Raw genomic sequence first — 23321 nt, forward strand, 5'->3', positions numbered from 1 at the left:
GTCTGTCTCCGGCTCCGAACCCCAGCCAAACTAACCGACTAACATCACGTATTACCGTTGTCCGTGTCCTTGGTAGCACTAGCTTTTAAGGATAGTGTCTGCACTAAATCTAAAGAATCAGACAACCATTCCCATGACAACTGTGCAGTCACGCTTAAAGCACCAAACCCGTCTAAAGTGACCAGAGGCGGGCCAAGGTGCCCAGCTGTGTCGATGGTCTTAGCTGAGGTTTCTCACTCAGCTTAGAGCATGGGACGACCTTTGAGACCGCTTCTCAGGCTCAAAGTCGAGGTGGAAGCCCGCCCCTAAGGCTGGAACCGGCCCCACAGCAGGGCCCCTTGAGCCCGCCGCCGGGAACGGAAAGACCAGACACGCAAAGGTGCTTTAAGCTGGACCGCCGGCGTCGCGCTTGATGGTGGCGTCGATACCCTTGACCACCGCCGTCATCAGCCCAGCCTCTTCCATCGCCAGTAACCCGGCCACCGTACTGCCACCTGGTGAGGCGACTTGGTCGATCAGGGCAAACGGAATCTTGTCGCTTTCCAAAACCATTTTAGCGGAGCCTAAAGTCGCTTGAGCCGCAATCTTTGTGGCCTGGTCCTTGCTTAAGCCGTGCTTGACACCGGCGCGGCTCAGACTGTCAATGAAGAAGTCGATGTAGGCTGGTGAACTCCCGGCCAGCGCGCTGAAGACCCCAAATTGGTCTTCGGCTAACGTCGTCGTGGACCCAATCGTGTCGAACACACGTAACGCTGCGGCCAGGTCATCCCCGGTCAAATGCGCATTGGCGGCCACCGCGGTCATCCCCGCGCCAACCTCAACGTTCACGTTAGGCAACGTCCGTAAAATTGGCACGTTCTCGCCCACCACATTGGCCATGTCTTCTAGGGACAGTCCGGCAACGATGGAGATTAACGTCTTTTGACCGTCAACCAGTTGTGCTTCAATTTCCTGGAGCACGTCGCTGGCCACGTTGGGGGTCACGGCTAAGACGACTAAATTGCTGGCCGCCGCAACATCCGCGTTGCTAGTGGCCGTTTGAAGGCCGTGCGCTTCGGCATAAGGGCCATAGCTTTCAAGCCGATGACTGTGCACGATGATGTCGCTAGGGGCAAACGTTTTTGCATTGAGCAGTCCGCCGATAATGGCTTGGGCCATGCCGCCGACGCCGATAAATCCAATTTTCATAACTTAATGTTCCTCCTTGGCTGGTAAGTGGTCTTGGAACCACTGATTGATGCGAGTCAACCGTTCGATCCGCAGGTTGGGCAGACCGGAACGGGATAGTTCGTGATTAGATTTCGGGAACAGGACCAATTGTGTTTCCACCCCGGCTTCCTTTAAGCCGACGAAGAACTCCTCACCTTGCGTGGTCGGACAACGCAGGTCTTCCTCGCCGTGGAGCACCAGAATAGGTGTTGTGGCGTCTTGCACGTAGGCCAGTGGCGAGAATTTCCAGAGCACGTCGATGTTGTGCATGTCCTGTTTGAGCTCCCACGGCGTGAAGAAGTAGCCGATGTCGCTGGTGCCGTAGAAACTGATCCAATTGGAAATGGAGCGTTGCGTGACGGCCGCGGCGAAGCGGTTAGTGTGGGTCTCAATCCAGTTGGTCATGAAGCCACCGTAAGACCCACCGGTAACGCACAGCTGCTTGGGGTCAATCGTCGGGTCCAATTTCAACGCCGCGTCGGTCCCTAGCATCAGGTCTTCGAAGTCGCCCTCGCCATAATGGCCGATGACGGCCGTCTCAAAGTCCTGGCCATAACTGTTGCCACCACGCGGATTGATGGTGATGACGCCATACCCCTGGCCCGCGAGGAATTGTAGCTCGTGGTAGAAGCCGTAGCCAAAGTCGACTTGCGGTCCCCCATGAACGTAGAGTACGGCGGGATGTTGGGGCGCTGGCGTAACGGGTGGGAAATACCAGCCCTCGATGTCCCAGTCAGCCGCCCCCTTGAAGGTGAAGCGCTGACCGGCCACCAGCGCGTGTTTGGCCTCGTAGACGGCGTTGGGGTTAATCAGCTCCCGTTCCTCGCCTGTGGCAACGTTAAGGGCCTTTAACCGGCTCACACTGGTCATGGTCGACTCGGTGAAGACGATGGTCTGCGGGTCGACCACGCTAAAGTCCGTGATGGCCCGGTCGCCACCCAACAACGTCCGCGGTTGCGCATCGCCGTCGAGGCTTTGACTGACCAGGCTTAACCGCCCATGTTCATTTTCCAAGGTTAAAAAGGTGTTGTGCGTCAGCCACGCCACAAACTGGCCGGACTGCCGCTGTTGACTGTCGACGGCTAGCATGTCACCGACCTCCACGTCGCGCGGCGCGGTCAGGTCGGTCAATTCGCCAGTCGTGAGGTTGCCCAGCCACGCGTGAAATTGCGAGACGTTGGGGATGTGATTGTCTTGCCCCCACATCAACACGTGCTGGCCATCCTCATTCAGCTGTCCCTGGTCGAATGACCCCGCGGGCAGCTTTTCATTTAAGAGCCGGTCAGCCGTCCCATCGAAGGGATGCCAGTAAACGCCCTCACTGAAGTCGTGCTCGTCTTCGGGCAGCCGTTGCGTTGAAAATAAGAGGCCCTGGTCGTTGGCTGCGGTCACGGTAAAGGGGGCCGTGCGTTCGAGCACAACGGATTGGTCGCGGCTGGCACACTGGTAACGAATGCATTGATACGTCAGCCCTTGTGGTAAGAGGCCGCGGCCGTTCATTTTGTATTGTAATTTGTCGACGACCTGGACGCTAGGGAGCGCATCCTTTGCCGGTTGCTTGGCGCCGGTCGTCGTTTGAAAGTAGAGCACGTCGGTGTTGGCTTCCCAGGTCAGCTGGCTGATGTCGGCATCCCCGCGCGTGATCTGTTCCGGCGCCCCACCGTTGAGCGGAACCAGGAACAATTGCGCATGCTCATTGACCACCCCACTGAAGGCTAAATAGCGGTGGCTCGGGCTTAGTGCCAGTTCGTTGACGCTCACATCGGCCGGACTCCACCGCCGGCGATCACTGCCATCCGCCAGTTGGACGGAATAAATAGCGGCTTGACTGGTATTCTTCTGCTGGTCTAGTTGACTCTCCACGTAGTACACCCGCTGCCCATCACTCACTGGTTGAGCCAGCGGACGCAAGGCGAACAGGTCTTCCGGTTTCACGATTGTTGCCATCATAAGACCCCACTTTCTCTATCAAATACACAAATGGTCTGGAGCAATTATTAGTTTGACTTTAGCGAAGTTAGGGGTGAATGTCAATTTTTTCGGGTGATTCCGGGGATATTGCTGGGGTGAACCGTTTGACTGCCAAATGGTCGCTCATTCAGGTTGGTTAGCTGCGTAATCGATGGCACACGAAATAGGACTGCACTGAGGGGCGCAGTCCTATTTGAGTTGCTTATTTTAGTTGTGTTTGCGCCGTAACCCGAACCAACTGAGGCCGGATAAGAGAGCTAGGCCGACTAGTTGCCAGCCGGTCGCGGGTTGTTCCCGAGTTTGCGGCAGCGTCGCCGAGGTGGCTGGCGTTAGCGTGCCAGCGGACCGCACCCAGACGCCCTGGGCTTGGCTGTAGTGCCAGCCGGTTGTCGGGGTCGAAGTTCCGTTTGTACGCGTCGCTGTAAGCCGGTTCCAGCTCAGCGATTGTGGCCGTCGAGCGGTTGCGGTTGCCCGGTGTCCTTGCGCCTGGGTGGGATATTGCGTGGCTATTTGCCGTTTTCGCTTCCCTGCTGGCTGCTTGGGCGTTGTTTGGTTGGACTTGGTCGTTGGGTGCTTGGTTTTTGGTGCCTTGGATTTTGGCGACTTGTTCTTAGGCGTCGTGGATGTGGCTGGCGTGGATGTGGTTGGCGTCGATGTGCCTGGGGTTGTAGGATTTTCAGGATTTGTTGAGATCGTTGGTGTATCTGGCGTGGTGGTGCTGGTGCCGGGATTGCTGGTCGTGGGCCAGTTTAACGTCAACTTCTGAGTTTCATAATTCCCAGAATGATCCGTACTAGTTCCTGTCGTTCCTGAACTTACCGCTAATACTAGACTCGTTCCAGTAAATCCTTCAGGCAGAGTTAACGTACCGCCGTCTGAATCAACATAGCCTAGTTTTGTGCCCTTATAGGTAAACACTGGTGAAGTCAATGTTAAACCTAGCTTATCCTCAATTGCTTTTTTCACGCCAGTTAATCGATTTCCTTCACGACTAACTTCAACGGTCAATTCTTCTTGGTTTGCAAACGCATCATCACCTACATTTTCAATTTCTTCTGCAGTGTTATGAATCGTCTGTAAATCATTTTCAGCGAAGGCCTCATTGCCAACACTACCATCTTTACCAGTTAGACCTTTGCCTAAAGTTAAATCTTTTAGCTTGTTACCAGTGAACGCCCTAGGGCCAACTGTTTTGACACTATCTGGAATGACTAAACTATCAGCTAATCCGGCGTTTTCAAAAGCTGATGAACCAATCGTAGTAATACCGGTACCCAGCGTCAAATCATTCAGCTGCGTATTCTTAAAGGCTGATGAACCAATTGTCTCGACGCTACTTGGAATGACCATTGAACTAGTTGAGCCTGAATTCTCAAAGGCTGAATCACCAATTATATTGACAGCATTACCCAAAGTTATCCCAGTTAATTGATTGTCTTTAAACGCAGAATCGCCAATTGTCGTGACACCATCTGGAATAACGATTGCACTGGTTGATCCCGAATTTTCAAAGGCTGATGAACCAATCGTGGTAATACCGGTACCCAGCGTTAAATTATTTAACTGCGTATTCTTAAAAGCCGATGAACCGATTGTCTCGACACTATTTGGAATGAACATTGAACTGGTTGAACCCGAGTTCTCAAACGCAGAATCATCAATCAAAGTGACTGAATTTCCTAGAGTCACACTATCCAGTGTATTGTCTTTAAAAGCTGAAGCACGGATTGTTTTGACGCTATCTGGAATAACTAACGCGCCAGTCAGCCCATCATTCTCAAAGGCTGAAGCCCCAATATCCGTCACGGCTGGTCCCAACGTCAACTTGGCTACATGACTCGCTTTATTTTCATCATTGCTACTGAAAGATGAGATACCAACGTATGTTACCTTATTGGGAATAATCAGCCCATCGCCATCGGCCGTGATGTTAAGAGGATTATCTGCAAACGAATAATTTCCTATTGATGTCAACTTGCTTGATGAAGAATCATTGCCAAAGTGGACATCGCTAATCTGATTACTTTGAAAAGCGGCTGTCGCCAGAGTCGTTAAATTATCGTCCAATAACAACGTGCCAGAAATATGGTTACCAGAAAAAGCATCTTCCCCAATGCTACTTAACTTACTTTCAACGGTATCCAATGTTATTCCGCTTAAGTCATTATCAGCAAACGCATTTTTTTCAATTGTCTCTAACGAGTTGGGCAATTTTAACGTACCAGAAAGACTATCCCCAGCAAACACATTTGGCCCAATATTTTCAAGACCATCATTCAAAGTTAACTGAGCTAAATCGCTATTATCAGCAAACGCAGAATCATCAATTATCAGAGAATTCTTATCAGGTTTAGTAAAGCTAACTGTCTTCAAAGCATTATTCATAAAGGCATCATCGAAGATCTCTTGGAGTTGCCCACCAGAAAAGGTCACACTTGTCAGCTGATTACCAGTACCATCAGGGTTACCCGCAAAAGCTGAAACCCCAACTGTTGTAACGGCATCCGGAAATGTCAATGCCCCGGTCAACTTATTATTGGCAAAAGCACTTGTACCAATAGTTGTTAAGCTCTCATCCAACTGAACCGAATTCAATTGATTATGCTCAAACGCAGAAACACCCACTGTTGTAACGGCATCTGGAACTGTCAATGTACCAGTTAACTGATTGCTGGCAAAAGCATTGTTCCCGATAGTTGTTAAACTCTTGCCCAACTGAACCGAACTCAATTGGTTATTCTCAAATGCAGAAACACCAATAGTCTTAACCGTATCAGGAAGTGATAGTGCCCCACTCAATTTGTTATCAGCAAACGCTTTTTCTCCGATTGTCTCTGTCTGATTGCCAAACGTTACTGTTGCTAAATCATTATCTAGGAATGCCCCTTCATCAAGCGTTTTTATGCTATTAGGTAATACCAAACTCGTTAGATGATTATGGGCAAAAGCCTCGTCTCCAATCTCCCAAGACCATGTCCCTTGGCCAAACGTCACATTAGTCAGAGCATTTGATTCAAAGGCGTGCGCACCAATAACCCCACCCAAACTGGTTGGCAAAACCACATTAGTTAGCTGGTTGCCTTGAAAAGCACTATCGCCAATTGCAGAAATATTGTCACTAAATATCACACTGGTCAAACTTTTTTTAGCAAAAGCACCACTCCCAATAGCTGTGACATTAATGTCATTGAAAGCAGACGGGATGGTAATATCTTTTTGGCTTCCCTCATACCCGGTAATAGTATATGAGTCACCACTATCGCTCGTAACCTTTTGATAAATAAATCCATCCGCATCCTTCTCGGTAGTCGGCGTAGCGGCCGTATCAGCCAGCAAACTCGCAGCCATAGGTACATTCATGCGTGACAAAAATAACCGCGGACTAAACAATTGGCTGTCAGCCACCACAAACTTCTGCTGATCAGTCTTCTCATCAGTCGTTTCTACAGGTGGTACCGTCTGCTTTTCATCGTTATCTGCCGTCGTCACCTGTTGCGTTTGAACTGTCTTAACTACCTCAGACTGATCGGGCTGTTCCGAAATTTTCTCACCACTCCCGGCCGTCTTCTCATCATCGTTTAACTCAGATGACGATGACTCCTGATTCTGTGGCGCTACAGGTTCAGCCGGCGTCTTTTCTTTCGCATCAGTCTGCGATTCCGTATCTGCCTGCACTTTGTCATCAGACTGTTCATCAGTCCCCGTCGACTGGTCCTTTTCGGCGTCTTCATCCTCCACTGACTGCTTCTCAGTGACCTTGGTTTCGTCCATTTCCGGTTCTGTCGCTGTAGATTCCTTAGTCTTATCCGCTGTGTCAGCGGTCGTCGGCTCACTAGCGGTGACCGCGGTCACCGAACTGCTGCTGGCGGCCGTGGCCGGTTGGTCTGCCGCCTGTGCCTTGAGGATGTTGGCATTCAACGCCAACCCTGCACTTAAACTGATCACCGTTAGACCGGTTGACAACCATTTCTTCTGTCCAGCCGTCAACGGCCGGTTTTCCGTCATTAATTTTGTCGTTGGAACCCCATCCTCTCCTGAAAAAAATGGGTCAAATTCGTTGGAATCTGTCCCATTTCAGCGTTGCTATTAATCATCTTGTTTTTTCTTCGTAAATCCCAGCCAACTGGCGGCCAGCAATCCAATGGCCTCAAGCCAGTGCCATTGACTGGTTTGCTCGTTCGTTTGTGGCAGTGATGTTGCCGTCATGACCATCTTAGCTTGCCCCATGCGTTGGATTGATGCCGGTTCAGTCATGGCACCGTTGCCGTCAACTGTGTCAGCCGGTACCCCTGCCTGACGACTTGTCCAATCTGGGTGCTGCATCTTCGGTTGAACAGAAATATAAGTGGCATGTGTCCGCTTGTCCGGTTGTCCCACCGGTGCGTTTGCTAACCGATACTGAACTTGCGCCCACGCTTTTTGTGCCTGTACTTGTTTTTTCTGTTCCTGGTTAATTTGATAATTGGCTGATTCACCTAACGTGTTAGTTGTTCCATCAGTCACTGTTTTGTCGGATAACTTATCTGGCGTGTTGCCAGTAGTATTCGACGTTGTCGTCGTTTCAGCCTCGCCACCCGCGTACGGCGTCACAGTCTCACCCGTTTCGGGGTCAACCGGTTCCGTTTCCTTTGTGGGCGTTGTCTCCCCTGAATCGTTGTCATCAGGTTCAACTTGCAAATACTCGATTGTATCTCGCGTCGTTACCTTTTCGGGACCAAAGATGGCGGTAAAAGTGGTTATGTCCTGCTGCGTATCCGGATTAAGAATCCGATAGCCAGCCATCACTGGCGCATCAACCAATTGCGTTGAGCCTACCTGACCGCTAATCACAGCAGACCAAATACTCTTAAAGACGTACTTACTATTAATATTTTTGATAGCAACTGGTATATCAACCTGGCCCGAAAAAGTCCATACCCGTAAATCTAACGTCAGGGCCTGAAAGCCCAGCTGACCAGTATATGCCGCGTTCGTTGTGAGCGTAACCGTCAAATTGCCATCATGACTGGTGTCAAACCCCTGGGGTAGCAACAAACTATCAGTCGTTTTATCATAATTCAAACTAGTTCCGTCACTCAGAGTAAACGTTAACTCCCCAATGTCACTAGGCTTCATGTTAAGTTGTTCAACTAAAAGCGCCTTAATATTGTGGGCTGACGTTGTCGACATTGGCACATTTGCGAGTGTTAATGCTTTCTGATTACTGAAGGCATTCCCCCCATTTGTCCAGGTCATGTCAGCTGAATTAATTTTTTCCAACGCATTTTGGGCAAAGGCATTCGCACCTAAAGAGGCCTCTTTATTGACTAACTGTAGTCCTGTTAATAAATTGTTTTCGAAAGCTGATTCGCCCACCAAACTAACCTTTTCAGGCAAGATAAGCGTACCACCCAACTGATTATTCGCAAAGGCAAAATCACCAATCGCGGTAATCTGACTCCCTAAATTCAGCCCGGTCAACTGATTACCAATGAAAGCCCGATTGCCAATTTTCTCAACCGCATCAGGAACACTAAGCGTCTCCGTTAACTGATTGTCCGCAAACGCAGAATTTCCAATCGCGCTGACATTTTTCCCCAGCTTGAGCGTCCGTAGCTGATTACCGCTGAACGCCTCATCCCCAACACTAACTTTATCTGTCGTATCAGGAATTTCTAAGTTTGTCAGTGCATTATCAGTGAACGCCTGATTTCCAATGTACTGGACACCGGTCCCCAGATGGAGCGCGGTCAGGCCAGCCCCCTGCTTTTTGTCGTTGCTAAAAGCACTATCCCCAATCCGAACAATATTGTCTGGAATGGTTAATAGTCCGGTTAACTGATTATTGGCAAAAGTTCCCGTGTTCAAATCAGTCAACACCTGATTAAGGGTCACTGACGTTAAGCGATTATCCGCAAATGCATACTCGCCTAACGTCGTTAATTTTGCTGGCAAAATCAGTGTTCCACCAATTTGGTTGTTAGCAAAAGCTGAAGTCCCAATACTTTCCAGTGCGGCACTCAACGTCAAATCAGTCAGCTGGTTATTTTCAAATGCTGATGCGCCGATAGCGTTCACCGTGTCTGGCAAGACTAATGTCGTCAACTGATTCCCCTTAAACGCGTCCTGTTCAATTTGAACGGCGCCGTTCAATTCAACGTTAGTCAATTCATTATTTTTAAAGGCACCTGTCTTGATGTTGATCCAGGTGGCTCCCTGCAATGTCAAAGACGTTAACGCATTGTTGGCAAAGGCATTCTGACCAATGTAGTTTAAGTTTTTCCCCAGGATCACCTTGGTCAATGCAGAAACAATCGTTAGGTGATCATTAGCCGAGCCGTCATTATTAAACGCATTATCTGCAATACCAGAAACATACTTACCCTCATACATATCCGGAATCGTAATCTCGGTACTATACCCTGAAACTGGTGCTGATCCATCAGCCTGTTGCTGTGCCGCACCCGTATACCCAGTCACTTCAACTGTGTTCTCACTAGTTTGGTGAAAGGTAAAATCAGATTTTGGGGTTTGCTCATTCGTTGGAGCGGGTGTCACCGTTTCATCAGGCGTATCTGCTGGACTGACAGGTTCTTCGGTCTCATCCTCAGACTTTTCTTCATCCTCATCAATCGTGTCTTCACCATTATCTTCTTCATTGTCTAACTGGTTGGAATTATCATCTTTTTCAACATCTAATTGATTATCCGAACCATCGTCAGAACTATCATCTTTCACTGTATCTTCAGCTTCTACTTTTGGTATCTTCACAGCTGAATCAACATCATTCTGAGCTGATTCATCACTAATTTGGGAAGTCGCGGGGTCCGTATCAGCGTTAGCCGTCTCACTGCCAATGGCGATTCCAGTACTTAGTGCCGCAATCGTCAGACTAACGAACAGCCACTTACTGTGTGTAGGAGTAAGTTGTTCTCCCCTATCCTTATTGTTCCGCATACTATCTTCCCTTCGCTGGTGTCCTTGAGTGATTAGTTTATAGACCGTTTCGTTTCGCATTAGTTGCTTATGCAAAATATTCTATGATATTCATACTATCACGACTTAACCAAAACACCAGTGTGACTTAATTGCCAAGGGGGATAACGATTACCGCTATATGCAGATATTTCTTATCGAACTATTTTTGTCCCACACCTACTACAATTGGTGACTTTGGTTATTTGCTTGGGCACAATCGAATCACCCGGCACAATCATGGGACATAATCAGAGAAGTGTGGTAAAAAAACTTTTTTCTGAAAATTAAAAAAATTCACAAAAAAGTACGGTCAACACACAGAAAGCGTGTCAATCGTACGCGTAAATCGTTAAATTCAATTGTGATTTCGCTTGTGAGCTAAACCTAACCAGCTCAATCCAGCCAACAATATTGTCCCTAACCACTGCCAACCAGTTGATTGCTCATTGGTTTGCGGTAATGACTGTTGCTGGGTAACCGTCGCCTGTGACGGGACAGCTGCCTGCGGATTACCCGTTGCCGGCTGCCCGTCACGTGTAAAGTGTCCTGCCTTAATTGGCGAGCCAACCACGTACGCTGACGTCGTAACGCTTGTCCGCGTTAGGGTTTGCTGCTGAATAACGGTTGTCAGCAAGTGCCGCGGCACAACCCGTTTCAGCTGCCAGTTAGGACCCGTAACCGCGAGTTTCGGGGTAATTGTGACCGTCCGCTGTGCATTGCCGCGCGTTCCCGTCTGCGAGTTGCTGCCATCAAAGTCCGGTGGATAAGGAATGGCCTCATCCCCGCCAGTCGTCGGCGTAATCACGGGCGTCGTTGGCGTCACCGCCGGATCACCACCGGGCGTATTTCCCGGGTTAACTGGTGTTACAGGGGTCACCGGTGTGCTTGGATCAGTCGTTCCCCCAGTCGTGTCACCAGGTTGCGTTGGTCCAGTCGGCGTCCCAGTATCATGGCCGCCACCACCGGGCGTTAGGTCCGGCGTATACAAGACATCCTCATTGGGCGTGATGGTACCGTTCGGGTTGACCGTCGCCGTAATGGTCTTCTTGTTCGCGGTGTACCCGCTAACCACCGGAACCGTCACAACCACCTGCGTATTACCCACGCGGTCGGTAATTCCCCACGCTTTATCCGCATGCATCCCTTGCAGCATGCCAATCATACCAGGGTCGCGGCTGAGGTTGCTCGGAATCGCCACGTCGTCTGTCACCCACCGGTTTAAATCCAGCCTGAGGTTTTCAACGCCATAACGTCCGGTATCAGTGCTGTTAGTCGTCAGGCTCAGAACCACTTTGCCACTCTTCACCCAATCCGGCAACGTCGCACTATCAGCAACATTCGGCAACGTCAGGGTATCCGTAACCGGGTCGTAGATCAGCTGGGCTTGATTGTCAGTGAAAATGAAGGTTAATCCCGCAATATCAAGATTCTTCATTCCCAAGGCATCTCGAATTGCCTGCTGGACACCAGAGGCAACCGTGGTGATCGTGCCGTTTTGATTAGCCACAATCGCACCCGCAACACCGGCGTTCAACAAGGTTTGTCCAGCGAAGGCATAGTCCCCGATGGTTCCAATCTGACCGCTAGCATTGATTTTCTGCAAGCTATTATAAGCAAATGAATAATTTTCCAGACTGTTCATGTTCGACCCCATCTCGAGGTCAGCCAGCTTGTTATAAGCAAACGCATATTTCCCAACATCATGAACGTTGTCGCCCAGCGTCAGGGTCCCACTTAATTGATTATGTTCAAACGCTTCATCGTTAACGGTCACCAAGCCGGTCCCAAAGGTCAAACCGGTCAATTGGTTGTTCACAAATGCATCAGCCCCGACGTTGGTTAACGTATCCGGAAAATGCAGCGTGCCCGTCAGGTTATTGTTGGCAAACGCATTGGCTTCAATCGTTGACAAGGGGGCCGTCCCCAGCTCAAGTCGCGTCAATTGGTTACCACCCGCAAAGGCCGACTCGCCAATATTGGCCATTTGATCCGATAACGCCAGCGTCCCGGTCAATTTATTCCCGTAGAAGACATACTTTTCAATCGTGTTTAGCTTGGTCCCGCCAGTCAAACCAGTCAACTGGTTGCCACCCGCAAAGGCATACTCACCAATACTCGTCATTTGATCCGACAACGTCAGGGTCCCGGTCAATTTATTCCCATAGAAAGCATATTTTTCAATCGTGTTCAGCTTAGTCCCGCCAGTCAAAACGGTCAGTTGGTTATTGGCAAAGGCCGACGTCCCCACGTTCAAGATGCTGTCGGGGAGATTCAGGGTACCCGTCAGCTGATTATCGGCAAACGTTTGTGGCCCAATCTCCGTCAATTTGTCATTCAACGTCACGCGACGCAGCCGGTTATCCCAGAAGGCTTGGTCTCCCAGGTGCGTCAGACTGGCTGGTAAGTTAAGTGACCCAGCTAATAAGTTATGGGCAAACGCCGCCGTTCCAATCGACGTCACGCTGTCGTCCAGCTGCAAGCCAGTCAACTGGTTCATGTCGAAGGCGTCATCCCCAATACTGGTGATGGTCGCGGGAATCGTTAACGTGCCGGTCAGTTGATTATTGGCAAAGACGCCGGTGTTCAATAGGCTCAAACCAGCATCCAAGGTCAATCCAGTCAGCTGATTGTTAGCAAAGGCTTGATCCCCCAGCGCGGTCAGTGTCTCAGGTAATACCAAGTGGCCCTGAATCTGGTTGTTCGCAAAGGCCGCCGTCCCAATTGAGACCACGTTTTGGCTCAACGACAGCGACTGAATCGTATTATTTTCAAAGGCATCGTCCGCAATGCTAGTCACCGAATTGGGAATGACTAACTGCTGAAGCTGATTGCTCTGAAAGGCCCCGGCGTTGATCTGCTGCAAGTTCCCCAGATCAACCGTCACCAAGTCGTTATTGGCAAACGCCCCGGCCCCCACGGACCAGATACCGCTCGTAAATTTGATCGTTTTTAATTGGTTATTCGTAAACGCATAGTCCCGAATGACCTGTAGATTTTGGCCCAGCGTCACATCCGTTAGCCCCGCCCCATTGAAGGCGTTCGCGGCAATCTCCGTGACCGGCAAGTTCAAATAGGTATCCGGAATCGTAATCTGCGTGCCGTGCGTCTGATTGGCAAAACCCGTCACCACGTAGCCGTCCTTGCCCTCATTTAACGTGTAGGCCAGTGCCGACTGCGTATCAGCATCGGGAGTCGTGGTCGGCGCTGTCAGCACACCGCTCGCAGGTGTCGCATCAGGTGTTGAATTCGTTGTGTCTTCAGTCGATGGTTCGTCTTGTCCCGTTGGCTGCTCCACGTCTCTTAACAGTAAATACCGAGTCGCTCGCAGCGATGGCTTGATTGCCGTTGGTGTTGTTTTCTCGGATGAAACCATTGGCTTGGGCGTCACCGGCGTCTGTGTCGGCGTGACTGGCGTGATTGGTTTCGTCCCAGTCGTTGGTGCTGGTTTCGTTGTCGGTTCAGAACTCGGTATCACGGGTTTAGCCGGCTCTTCCGGTGTCACCGTCTCGTCTGACGTCCCAGTACCTTTCTGAGCGGAACCAGTCCCAGCACCGGTACCTGTTTGTCCAGACTGCGACACATCAGCCGGCGTGACCGAACTCGTCGCTTGGGTGGTCGCCACATTCTCCGTTTGGGGCTCACCGTCACCAGCAGTCGTTTCTCGGGTATCCGCAAAGACCGGCGTCGTGACGAGCATGACCCCCGCCCCTAGGCTCACTAAGGTGACACCGGCATAGATCCACCGACAACTAGGTTGCTGAACTTGACTAAGATGTTGCCATTTTTCTTTAAACATCAACTGCCACCCCTTTCACGAGCACCGACTGCCCCTTTTAAGATTATCCTAACACCCCACGAACTATTTGTCAGCGCTGATAAATTGAAAACTGGGGTAACGATTGTCCCTATAATTTGCTGGTGCCATGTTCTATACCCAGTTGACGCCGCCAGAACCCGGATTAGTGCACCGGTTTTCTCACGTTTTTGTCTAGCCACTGACTCATTTACAGGACGACCGCCCCAAAATGTCCAATTTTAAAATAATTTCGTGAAATACACAAAAAGGCGCTCGAGAAATTCCTCGGGCGCCATAATCTAAAATATAAATGAACGCATAAAAAAACAGTCACACACCGTGACTGTTCCTTAGTTGGGCTAGCTGGGTTCGAACCAGCGCATGACAGGATCAAAACCTGTTGCCTTACCACTTGGCTATAGCCCAATAATAAAAATGGTGGGGAGTGGATTCGAACCACCGAACCCGAAGGAGCGGATTTACAGTCCGCCGCGTTTAGCCAGACTTCGCTACCCCACCAAAACGTGAATCGTCGTAACGAATCAACTACACTATCATACAAAAAACTGCATAAATCGTCAAGACTTTTTTGCAGTTTTTTTTATTTTAAATTCAAAATCCTTAATTGGCGCTGCCATTCAACAAAAAAATCGGGCTGGGACCACTCGTCGATTCGCCGATTATGGTACCCAACTGCCTGATTGTAATAGGTAGTCGGGCCAAAGGTTGCGGGGGCGAAGCGGCTGTGGACGTGACCGAATAAAGTATCAGCCACTGAATATTTTTCCAAAACGGCCCCAATCCGCGGGCTCCCTAGCATGGCATTGGCCATGTTCCAGAAACGATCGTCATCCGTATACCGGATATAGTCCTGGCGTGGGACAAAGTGGGTCATAAACAGGACCCGTTTGCCGGCGACCTGTGCCTGTACCAATTGATCGGTCATCTGTGCCACGACCTGATTCAGCCGTTCCGGATCACTTTGGGGTTGTTCAATGCTACTGTCGATCCAAAAGGCCCGCTTCCAGCTCAAAAAATTCCGGCCGACCAGGTTATTAGCAAATTGATAATCATACCAGCCATTATTGCCGATTACCCGCCAGTTAGTCCCCGGAAGGTCTAAAGACCCACGATGGAAGTAAACGGGCGTCTGCGACGATTCTAGGCCCGCATACGTGATATCGTGCAACATGTCATGATTCCCCGCAATAAACCGCACCTTGGCTGGTGCCATGAGCGCTTGTAACCGGGTGACGAAGGCTAGCGACTGACTAAAGTAATTGGTCACGTCACCGGCGATTAAATACAGTCCCACGTTCCGTTGGGTCAGGTACGCCGCCTGCTGTTGGGCAACGGCCTCTGCGTCCTGCTGGTTGATGTCTAAATGTAAGTCACTGATCATGGCCACCTTAACCACGTCGTCGCCCCCTTTCAAATATAGTCGCACAAAAAAATGCCACTCCATCATAGAGTAGCACTTTTTCGCCAGAAACAAATTATTTAATTCCGGCCATTAAGTTCTTAATTGGTTTAACCAGGGCAAACATAATCAGCCCAGCGACGATGGCCACGATGGCCACGCCCATGAAGTAAGCTGCTTCGTTTTCTGGCGTGTATAATTTAACGATTTGCGCGTTAACGGCTTGTCCGGCAGCATCGGCTAAGAACCACATACTCATCATTTGAGATTGGAACGCCTTTGGTGCTAACTTGGTCGTCACGGATAATCCGATTGGTGAAATCAACAGTTCGGCAATTTCAACAACTGCCCAGCTACCAACTAACCAAAGCGGACTGACCCGAGCATCCGTCCCGAACATGACAACAGGAATCACCATGATCAGGTAAGAAGCCCCAGCGAACAGCATCCCAGTTGCGAACTTGGCTGGAGAGCTAGGTTGCTTCTTACCCCAACGGTTCCACATTGCAGCGAAGAATGGCGTGTAGATCAAGATGAACAGTGGGTTTAACATTTGGTACCAAGATGGCAAAATGTGAATGCCTAAGAAATGGTTGTTCGTCTGGTTGGCAGCGAATAAGGCCAACACAGATGACCCTTGTTCTTCAATTGCCCAGAAGATCATGGCAGCGATGAACAGGCCTAAGTAAGCCCACACGTGCTTCCGTTCAGTGCTGGTAACTTTTTTACTCGTTAAGAAAATCGTGAAGTAAACGACTGGTGCAGCAATCGCGATAACGGATAATAAGAGCACGAAGTTGTTTAAGTTCAGTGAACCTAAGAGGTACATCAAGATAATGATCAATCCGAAAGCAACCAAACCAATGGTCCCACGAACGGTCAGCTTCTTCATGTCACCGGGTTCCAGTGGGTCAGTTGGGTAAAGACTATCCTTACTCAAGTACTTCTTCCCACCGATCCAGTATTGAACCAGACCTAAGAACATCCCAATAGCGGCCAAGGAGAACCCTAAATGGAAGTTGTATTTCAGGCCTAACCACCCAACCAAGAGCGGTGCGACCAAGGAACCCAGGTTAATCCCGAAGACGAAGATGGTGAACCCAGCATCACGCCGCGTATCGCCCTCATCGTAAAGTCCCCCAACCATTTCGGAAACGTTAGGCTTCAACAGCCCAGTCCCCAAAACAATCAAGAGGATTGAGATGAAGAGTGCCATGGAACCGGCTGGAACAGACAAGGCAACGTGCCCGAACATAATCAGGACACCACCGATGAAGACGGTCTTCCGACTTCCCCAGACACGGTCACTCATGTAGCCCCCAAGAACTGAGGATAAGTAAACCATGGATCCGTAAATGGACATTACGGAAGCAGCAGTTGCTTGACTAAAACCTAACCCACCCTTAGTCACTGAGTAGTACATGTAGTAGATCAGGATAGCCCGCATGCCGTAGTAACTGAACCGTTCCCACATTTCAGTGAAGAACAGCGTTGATAACCCACGCGGTTGACCGAAGAATGTTCGGTCGGTAGTGGTGCTTGGTTCTGGTTTGTTATTCAAAACGATAATACCTCCATTGCATTTCTGAAAATGAATAATTTTATTTTCCGCAATGCACATCCTAAAAGCTGATGGCGACGGTGTCTCATAGACCTCTAATAAAACATAGTAGTAATTATACTGCACGAACTCCCGTTACGCAACGGTTTTCCGAATAAAAACGTCTTCATTCCTTTGGCGTCCGACAAAAAACAATGATGAAATTATTAGTCGTCTCATGCAATCCTCTTATTTTTTATTCATTTCCGCCTCATTCAAAATATTAAGAAATTTATGTATAAAATTCGTTTTAATTACCCTCTGTGCCCCTAATAAGGTGTTCAGTCGACATAAAAAAAGACGCCCTGCAGATTCACAAGGCGTCCCACGCGGAATTCTAATTTAGATGGCAGCGGCTGGTACTAAATTTAACTTGCCACAAGCAAACTTAACCAAGGCCTGACCGTTTAACCAACCATAGATGTCGTTAGGAATATCAACGGTTGGGACCTGGGTATTCATAGCCGCAGTATCAGCAGCGTTAGCCGTTTGTGGGGCCAACAGGATCAAGTCTTGGTCTGCCAACAGTTCAGGAGTCAAGTCAGCCATCACAGCCGCCTTAAAGCACAACGGTGCTTGCCGAGTTTCTGCAGTTCGTTTGGCTTCACCTAAAAATAAATGACTTGAATTTTCATTTCCGGATAATAATAAGACGTTTTTCATGATGACCTCTCCCTTTTTCGTATCTCTATTCGATAAATATAGGATAGCACTTTCATGAGTAGACCACAATAGGTTTATCAAATAAATCAATATTTAATTTATTATCCTAATCAGCTTCAAACCGGCATTTTCAGTTCTATACCAATTATTTTCAGATGACTATACCAATTGTGCAATACACGTTAATGCCATTTTGGCTTTCAATTGACTGTTTGTTTTATGAAAGCACAAAAAAAGCCGCTGGTCTACGACCAACGACTACTTTGATGCCGGCTGAGGAATTCGAATCCCCGACCCTCGGTTTACGATACCGATGCTCTACCAGCTGAGCTAAGCCGGCATATCAACTGGCTAACCAGGTTAACCCGACTCCGGCAGGCGGGCTCGAACCGTCGACAACCTGATTAACAGTCAGGTGCTCTACCAACTGAGCTATGCCGGAATAATCGCGTAGCAACGTCCTATCCTCGCAGGGGGCGATCCCCCAACTACTATCGGCGTGCTGAAGCTTAACTTCCGTGTTCGGCATGGGAACGGGTGTATCCTTCAGGCTATCGCCACTACACTATAAGAGAACTTATTCCCTCAAAACTAGATATCATCAAATTATTTTCTATGAGAACACCACGTTTTTCAACTTGGTTAAGTCCTCGACCGATTAGTACTGGTCCGCTTCACGTCTCACAACGCTGCCACTTCCAGCCTATCTACCTGATCATCTCTCAGGGGTCTTACTTCCATATAGGAATGGGAAATCTCATCTTGAGGCGAGTTTCACACTTAGATGCTTTCAGCGTTTATCTCATCCATACATAGCTACCCAGCGATGCGCCTGGCGGCACAACTGGTACACCAGAGGTATGTCCATCCCGGTCCTCTCGTACTAAGGACAGCTCCTCTCAAATTTCCTACGCCCGCGACGGATAGGGACCGAACTGTCTCACGACGTTCTGAACCCAGCTCGCGTACCGCTTTAATGGGCGAACAGCCCAACCCTTGGGACCGACTACAGCCCCAGGATGCGATGAGCCGACATCGAGGTGCCAAACCTCCCCGTCGATGTGGACTCTTGGGGGAGATAAGCCTGTTATCCCCAGGGTAGCTTTTATCCGTTGAGCGATGGCCCTTCCATACGGTACCACCGGATCACTAAGCCCGACTTTCGTCCCTGCTCGACCTGTCTGTCTCGCAGTCAAGCTCTCTTCTGCCTTTACACTCAATGAATGATTTCCAACCATTCTGAGAGAACCTTTGGGCGCCTCCGTTACTTTTTAGGAGGCGACCGCCCCAGTCAAACTGCCTACCTGACACTGTCTCCCACCACGATAAGTGGTGCGGGTTAGAGTGTTCACACAGCGAGGGTCGTATCCCACCAGCGCCTCACTCGAAACTAGCGTTCCGAGTTCTACGGCTCCGACCTATCCTGTACAAGCTGCGTCAACACCCAATATCAAGCTACAGTAAAGCTCCATGGGGTCTTTCCGTCCTGTCGCGGGTAACCTGCATCTTCACAGGTAATATAATTTCACCGAGTCTCTTGTTGAGACAGTGCCCAGATCGTTACGCCTTTCGTGCGGGTCGGAACTTACCCGACAAGGAATTTCGCTACCTTAGGACCGTTATAGTTACGGCCGCCGTTTACTGGGGCTTCATTTCTGGGCTTCGCCGAAGCTAACTCATCCACTTAACCTTCCAGCACCGGGCAGGCGTCAGCCCCTATACGTCATCTTACGATTTTGCAGAAACCTGTGTTTTTGATAAACAGTCGCCTGGGCCTTTTCACTGCGGCTACACTTGCGTGTAGCACCCCTTCTCCCGAAGTTACGGGGTCATTTTGCCGAGTTCCTTAACAAGAGTTCACTCGCTCACCTTAGGATACTCTCCTCGACTACCTGTGTCGGTTTGCGGTACGGGTAATTAATTACTAACTAGAAGCTTTTCTCGGCAGTGTGACATCTGGCACTTCCCTACTAAAATTCGGTCCTCGTAACGCCTTGTCCTTAGCAATAAGCATTTAACTCATCACCAGACTTGACGCTTGAACGCACATTTCCAATCGTGCGCATACCATAGCCTGCTGCGTCCCTCCATCGTTCAAACATAATTAACTAGTACAGGAATATCAACCTGTTATCCATCGCCTACGCTTCTCAGCCTCGGCTTAGGTCCCGACTAACCCTGGGAGGACGAGCCTTCCCCAGGAAACCTTAGTCATTCGGTGGATCAGATTCTCACTGATCTTTCGCTACTCATACCGGCATTCTCACTTCTAAGCGCTCCACTAGTCCTTACGATCTAGCTTCGTTGCCCTTAGAACGCTCTCCTATCACGTGACCTAATGGTCACATCCATAATTTCGGTAACATGCTTAGCCCCGGTAAATTTTCGGCGCAGGATCACTCGGCTAGTGAGCTATTACGCACTCTTTAAATGGTGGCTGCTTCTGAGCCAACATCCTAGCTGTCTATGCAACTCCACATCCTTTTCCACTCAGCATGTATTTAGGGACCTTAATTGATGGTCTGGGCTGTTCCCCTTTCGACGGTGGATCTTATCACTCATCGTCTGACTCCCGGATATAAATCAGTGGCATTCGGAGTTTATCTGAATTCAGTAACCCATGACGGGCCCCTAGTCCAAACAGTGGCTCTACCTCCACGATTCTTAATTCCGAGGCTAACCCTAAAGCTATTTCGGAGAGAACCAGCTATCTCCAAGTTCGTTTGGAATTTCACCGCTATCCACACCTCATCCCAGCATTTTTCAACATACACGGGTTCGGTCCTCCAGTGCGCTTTACCGCACCTTCAACCTGGACATGGATAGGTCACCTGGTTTCGGGTCTACATCAATTTACTGAAACGCCCGTTTCAGACTCGCTTTCGCTACGGCTCCGGTCTTTACACCTTAACCTTGCAAATTAACGTAACTCGCCGGTTCATTCTACAAAAGGCACGCTATCACCCATTAACGGGCTCTAACTAATTGTAGGCACATGGTTTCAGGAACTATTTCACTCCGCTTCCGCGGTGCTTTTCACCTTTCCCTCACGGTACTGGTTCACTATCGGTCACTAGGGAGTATTTAGCCTTGGGAGATGGTCCTCCCGGTTTCCGACCACGTTTCACGTGTGTGGCCGTACTCAGGATCCTGAACTGAGGGTCAACGATTTCATCTACGGGGGTATCACCCGCTATGCCACGCCTTCCCAGACGTTTCGATTATCATTGACTTTGGTAACTCAAATGTTCAGTCCTACAACCCCAACAAGCAAGCTTGTTGGTTTGGGCTATTCCCCGTTCGCTCGCCGCTACTTAGGGAATCGATTTTTCTTTCTATTCCTGTGGGTACTTAGATGTTTCAGTTCCCCACGTCTGCCTCAATTCAAGTATGTATTCCCTGAATTGTAATAGTCGGTTAAAACTACTGGGTTTCCCCATTCGGAAATCTCCGGATCAAAGCTTACGTACAGCTCCCCGAAGCATATCGGTGTTAGTCCCGTCCTTCATCGGCTCCTAGTACCAAGGCATCCACCATGCGCCCTTCATAACTTAACCTAACGATTACTTCGTAATCGTTGATTAATTGAGTATTAGCGATAAAAACTAATTAAAAACTCAAAAAAATTCGCAGTGTTCTCGGTTTAATTATTAATAAAAATAATTATTAGAAAATATTTGATAATATCTAGTTTTCAAAGAACAAATTCCTTGATGCTTTCGCATCAATGGAGAATAGCGGGATCGAACCGCTGACCCCCTGCTTGCAAAGCAGGTGCTCTCCCATCTGAGCTAATTCCCCAAAATGATGACCTTGCGGTCAATGGGCATAAATGGACTCGAACCATCGACCTCACGCTTATCAGGCGTGCGCTCTAAACCAGCTGAGCTATACGCCCAAAATCATTCAGTAGAGAGGTAAGCCTCTCAAAACTGACCATTGTTTCGACAAAGTATGTGTAGCCTCCGTATATTCCTTAGAAAGGAGGTGATCCAGCCGCAGGTTCTCCTACGGCTACCTTGTTACGACTTCACCCTAATCATCTGTCCCACCTTAGACGGCTGACTCCCGAAGGTTATCTCACCGGCTTTGGGTGTTACAAACTCTCATGGTGTGACGGGCGGTGTGTACAAGGCCCGGGAACGTATTCACCGCGGCATGCTGATCCGCGATTACTAGCGATTCCAACTTCATGTAGGCGAGTTGCAGCCTACAATCCGAACTGAGAACGGCTTTAAGAGATTAGCTTAGCCTCACGACTTCGCAACTCGTTGTACCGTCCATTGTAGCACGTGTGTAGCCCAGGTCATAAGGGGCATGATGATTTGACGTCATCCCCACCTTCCTCCGGTTTGTCACCGGCAGTCTCACCAGAGTGCCCAACTTAATGCTGGCAACTGATAATAAGGGTTGCGCTCGTTGCGGGACTTAACCCAACATCTCACGACACGAGCTGACGACAACCATGCACCACCTGTATCCATGTCCCCGAAGGGAACGTCCTATCTCTAGGATTTGCATAGTATGTCAAGACCTGGTAAGGTTCTTCGCGTAGCTTCGAATTAAACCACATGCTCCACCGCTTGTGCGGGCCCCCGTCAATTCCTTTGAGTTTCAACCTTGCGGTCGTACTCCCCAGGCGGAGTGCTTAATGCGTTAGCTGCGGCACTGAAGGGCGGAAACCCTCCAACACCTAGCACTCATCGTTTACGGCATGGACTACCAGGGTATCTAATCCTGTTCGCTACCCATGCTTTCGAGCCTCAGCGTCAGTTACAGACTAGACAGCCGCCTTCGCCACTGGTGTTCTTCCATATATCTACGCATTCCACCGCTACACATGGAGTTCCACTGTCCTCTTCTGCACTCAAGTTACCCAGTTTCCGATGCACTTCTCCGGTTAAGCCGAAGGCTTTCACATCAGACTTAAGAAACCGCCTGCGCTCGCTTTACGCCCAATAAATCCGGACAACGCTTGCCACCTACGTATTACCGCGGCTGCTGGCACGTAGTTAGCCGTGGCTTTCTGGTTAAATACCGTCAACTTCTGAACAGTTACTCTCAGAAGTGTTCTTCTTTAACAACAGAGTTTTACGAGCCGAAACCCTTCTTCACTCACGCGGCATTGCTCCATCAGACTTTCGTCCATTGTGGAAGATTCCCTACTGCTGCCTCCCGTAGGAGTTTGGGCCGTGTCTCAGTCCCAATGTGGCCGATTACCCTCTCAGGTCGGCTACGTATCATTGTCTTGGTGGGCCTTTACCTCACCAACTAACTAATACGCCGCGGGATCATCCAGAAGTGATAGCCGAAGCCACCTTTCAAACAAGAACCATGCGGTTCTTGTTGTTATACGGTATTAGCACCTGTTTCCAAGTGTTATCCCCTGCTTCTGGGCAGATTTCCCACGTGTTACTCACCAGTTCGCCACTCGCTTCAATGTTAAAATCAGTGCAAGCACGTCATTCAACGGAAGCTCGTTCGACTTGCATGTATTAGGCATGCCGCCAGCGTTCGTCCTGAGCCAGGATCAAACTCTCATCTTAAAGATGATGCTTGAATAGCTCATCGATTGTTGTTACTTTTTGTTATAAAAGCGAATTGACTTCGCAAATATTGTTCGGGTTTGATACCAAGTATCAAACCGCCCTACACATATTTGGTTTGTCGAAACAATGTTCAGTTTTCAAAGGTCTACCAAGTTG

8 protein-coding genes, 6 tRNA genes and 3 rRNA genes are annotated in these 23321 nt (G+C 49.3%); all 17 read right to left on the reverse strand.

Annotation, left to right across the window (positions count from 1 at the left end; genetic code table 11):
• Positions 1-384 precede the first annotated feature (384 nt).
• The 17 genes from proC to ACEPST_RS02380 all read right to left on the reverse strand — a co-directional run bounded on the left by proC (position 385) and on the right by ACEPST_RS02380 (position 23162).
• Complete coding sequence (gene proC / locus ACEPST_RS02300) at positions 385-1188, reverse strand: pyrroline-5-carboxylate reductase (RefSeq protein ID WP_204121009.1); 804 nt, start codon at positions 1186-1188, stop codon at positions 385-387.
• A 3-nt stretch (positions 1189-1191) separates the two neighbouring features.
• Positions 1192-3156 carry a S9 family peptidase gene (locus tag ACEPST_RS02305; RefSeq protein ID WP_204121010.1) on the reverse strand — a complete coding sequence of 655 codons (1965 nt, stop codon included), beginning with the start codon at positions 3154-3156 and terminating at the stop codon, positions 1192-1194.
• A 231-nt stretch (positions 3157-3387) separates the two neighbouring features.
• Complete coding sequence (locus tag ACEPST_RS02310) at positions 3388-6951, reverse strand: leucine-rich repeat protein (RefSeq protein ID WP_395390482.1); 3564 nt, start codon at positions 6949-6951, stop codon at positions 3388-3390.
• Positions 6952-7266: 315 nt separating this feature from the next.
• A complete protein-coding gene (locus ACEPST_RS02315) occupies positions 7267-10116 on the reverse strand; it encodes a leucine-rich repeat domain-containing protein (protein ID WP_395390483.1) in 2850 nt (949 codons plus the stop codon).
• 376 nt (positions 10117-10492) lie between these two features.
• Entirely contained in the window at positions 10493-13933 is a 3441-nt protein-coding gene (locus tag ACEPST_RS02320) for a leucine-rich repeat domain-containing protein (RefSeq protein WP_204121013.1), read from the reverse strand.
• Between the two features lie 354 nt (positions 13934-14287).
• Positions 14288-14359, reverse strand: a tRNA-Gln gene (locus ACEPST_RS02325).
• A gap of 10 nt (positions 14360-14369) precedes the next feature.
• A tRNA-Tyr gene (locus ACEPST_RS02330) sits at positions 14370-14452 on the reverse strand.
• An 82-nt stretch (positions 14453-14534) separates the two neighbouring features.
• A complete protein-coding gene (locus ACEPST_RS02335) occupies positions 14535-15335 on the reverse strand; it encodes a metallophosphoesterase (RefSeq protein WP_204121018.1) in 801 nt (266 codons plus the stop codon).
• 94 nt (positions 15336-15429) lie between these two features.
• Positions 15430-16914, reverse strand: coding sequence for a peptide MFS transporter (locus tag ACEPST_RS02340; protein WP_204121014.1), 1485 nt, complete (start codon positions 16912-16914; stop codon positions 15430-15432).
• Between the two features lie 381 nt (positions 16915-17295).
• Positions 17296-17616 carry a cellobiose PTS IIC subunit gene (locus ACEPST_RS02345; protein WP_204121015.1) on the reverse strand — a complete coding sequence of 107 codons (321 nt, stop codon included), beginning with the start codon at positions 17614-17616 and terminating at the stop codon, positions 17296-17298.
• Between the two features lie 267 nt (positions 17617-17883).
• A tRNA-Thr gene (locus tag ACEPST_RS02350) sits at positions 17884-17956 on the reverse strand.
• 29 nt (positions 17957-17985) lie between these two features.
• Positions 17986-18058, reverse strand: a tRNA-Asn gene (locus tag ACEPST_RS02355).
• A 6-nt stretch (positions 18059-18064) separates the two neighbouring features.
• A 5S ribosomal RNA gene (rrf, locus tag ACEPST_RS02360) occupies positions 18065-18181 on the reverse strand.
• 73 nt (positions 18182-18254) lie between these two features.
• Positions 18255-21173, reverse strand: a 23S ribosomal RNA gene (locus ACEPST_RS02365).
• Positions 21174-21344: 171 nt separating this feature from the next.
• Positions 21345-21417 (reverse strand) — tRNA-Ala (locus tag ACEPST_RS02370).
• 22 nt (positions 21418-21439) lie between these two features.
• Positions 21440-21514 (reverse strand) — tRNA-Ile (locus ACEPST_RS02375).
• Between the two features lie 82 nt (positions 21515-21596).
• A 16S ribosomal RNA gene (locus tag ACEPST_RS02380) occupies positions 21597-23162 on the reverse strand.
• The 16S, 23S and 5S rRNA genes sit together here with 4 tRNA genes alongside, the layout of an rRNA operon.
• Positions 23163-23321 lie beyond the last annotated feature (159 nt).

Source organism: Levilactobacillus sp. FUA 3915, from assembly GCF_044053135.1.
Lineage (GTDB): Bacteria > Bacillota > Bacilli > Lactobacillales > Lactobacillaceae > Levilactobacillus > Levilactobacillus lanxiensis.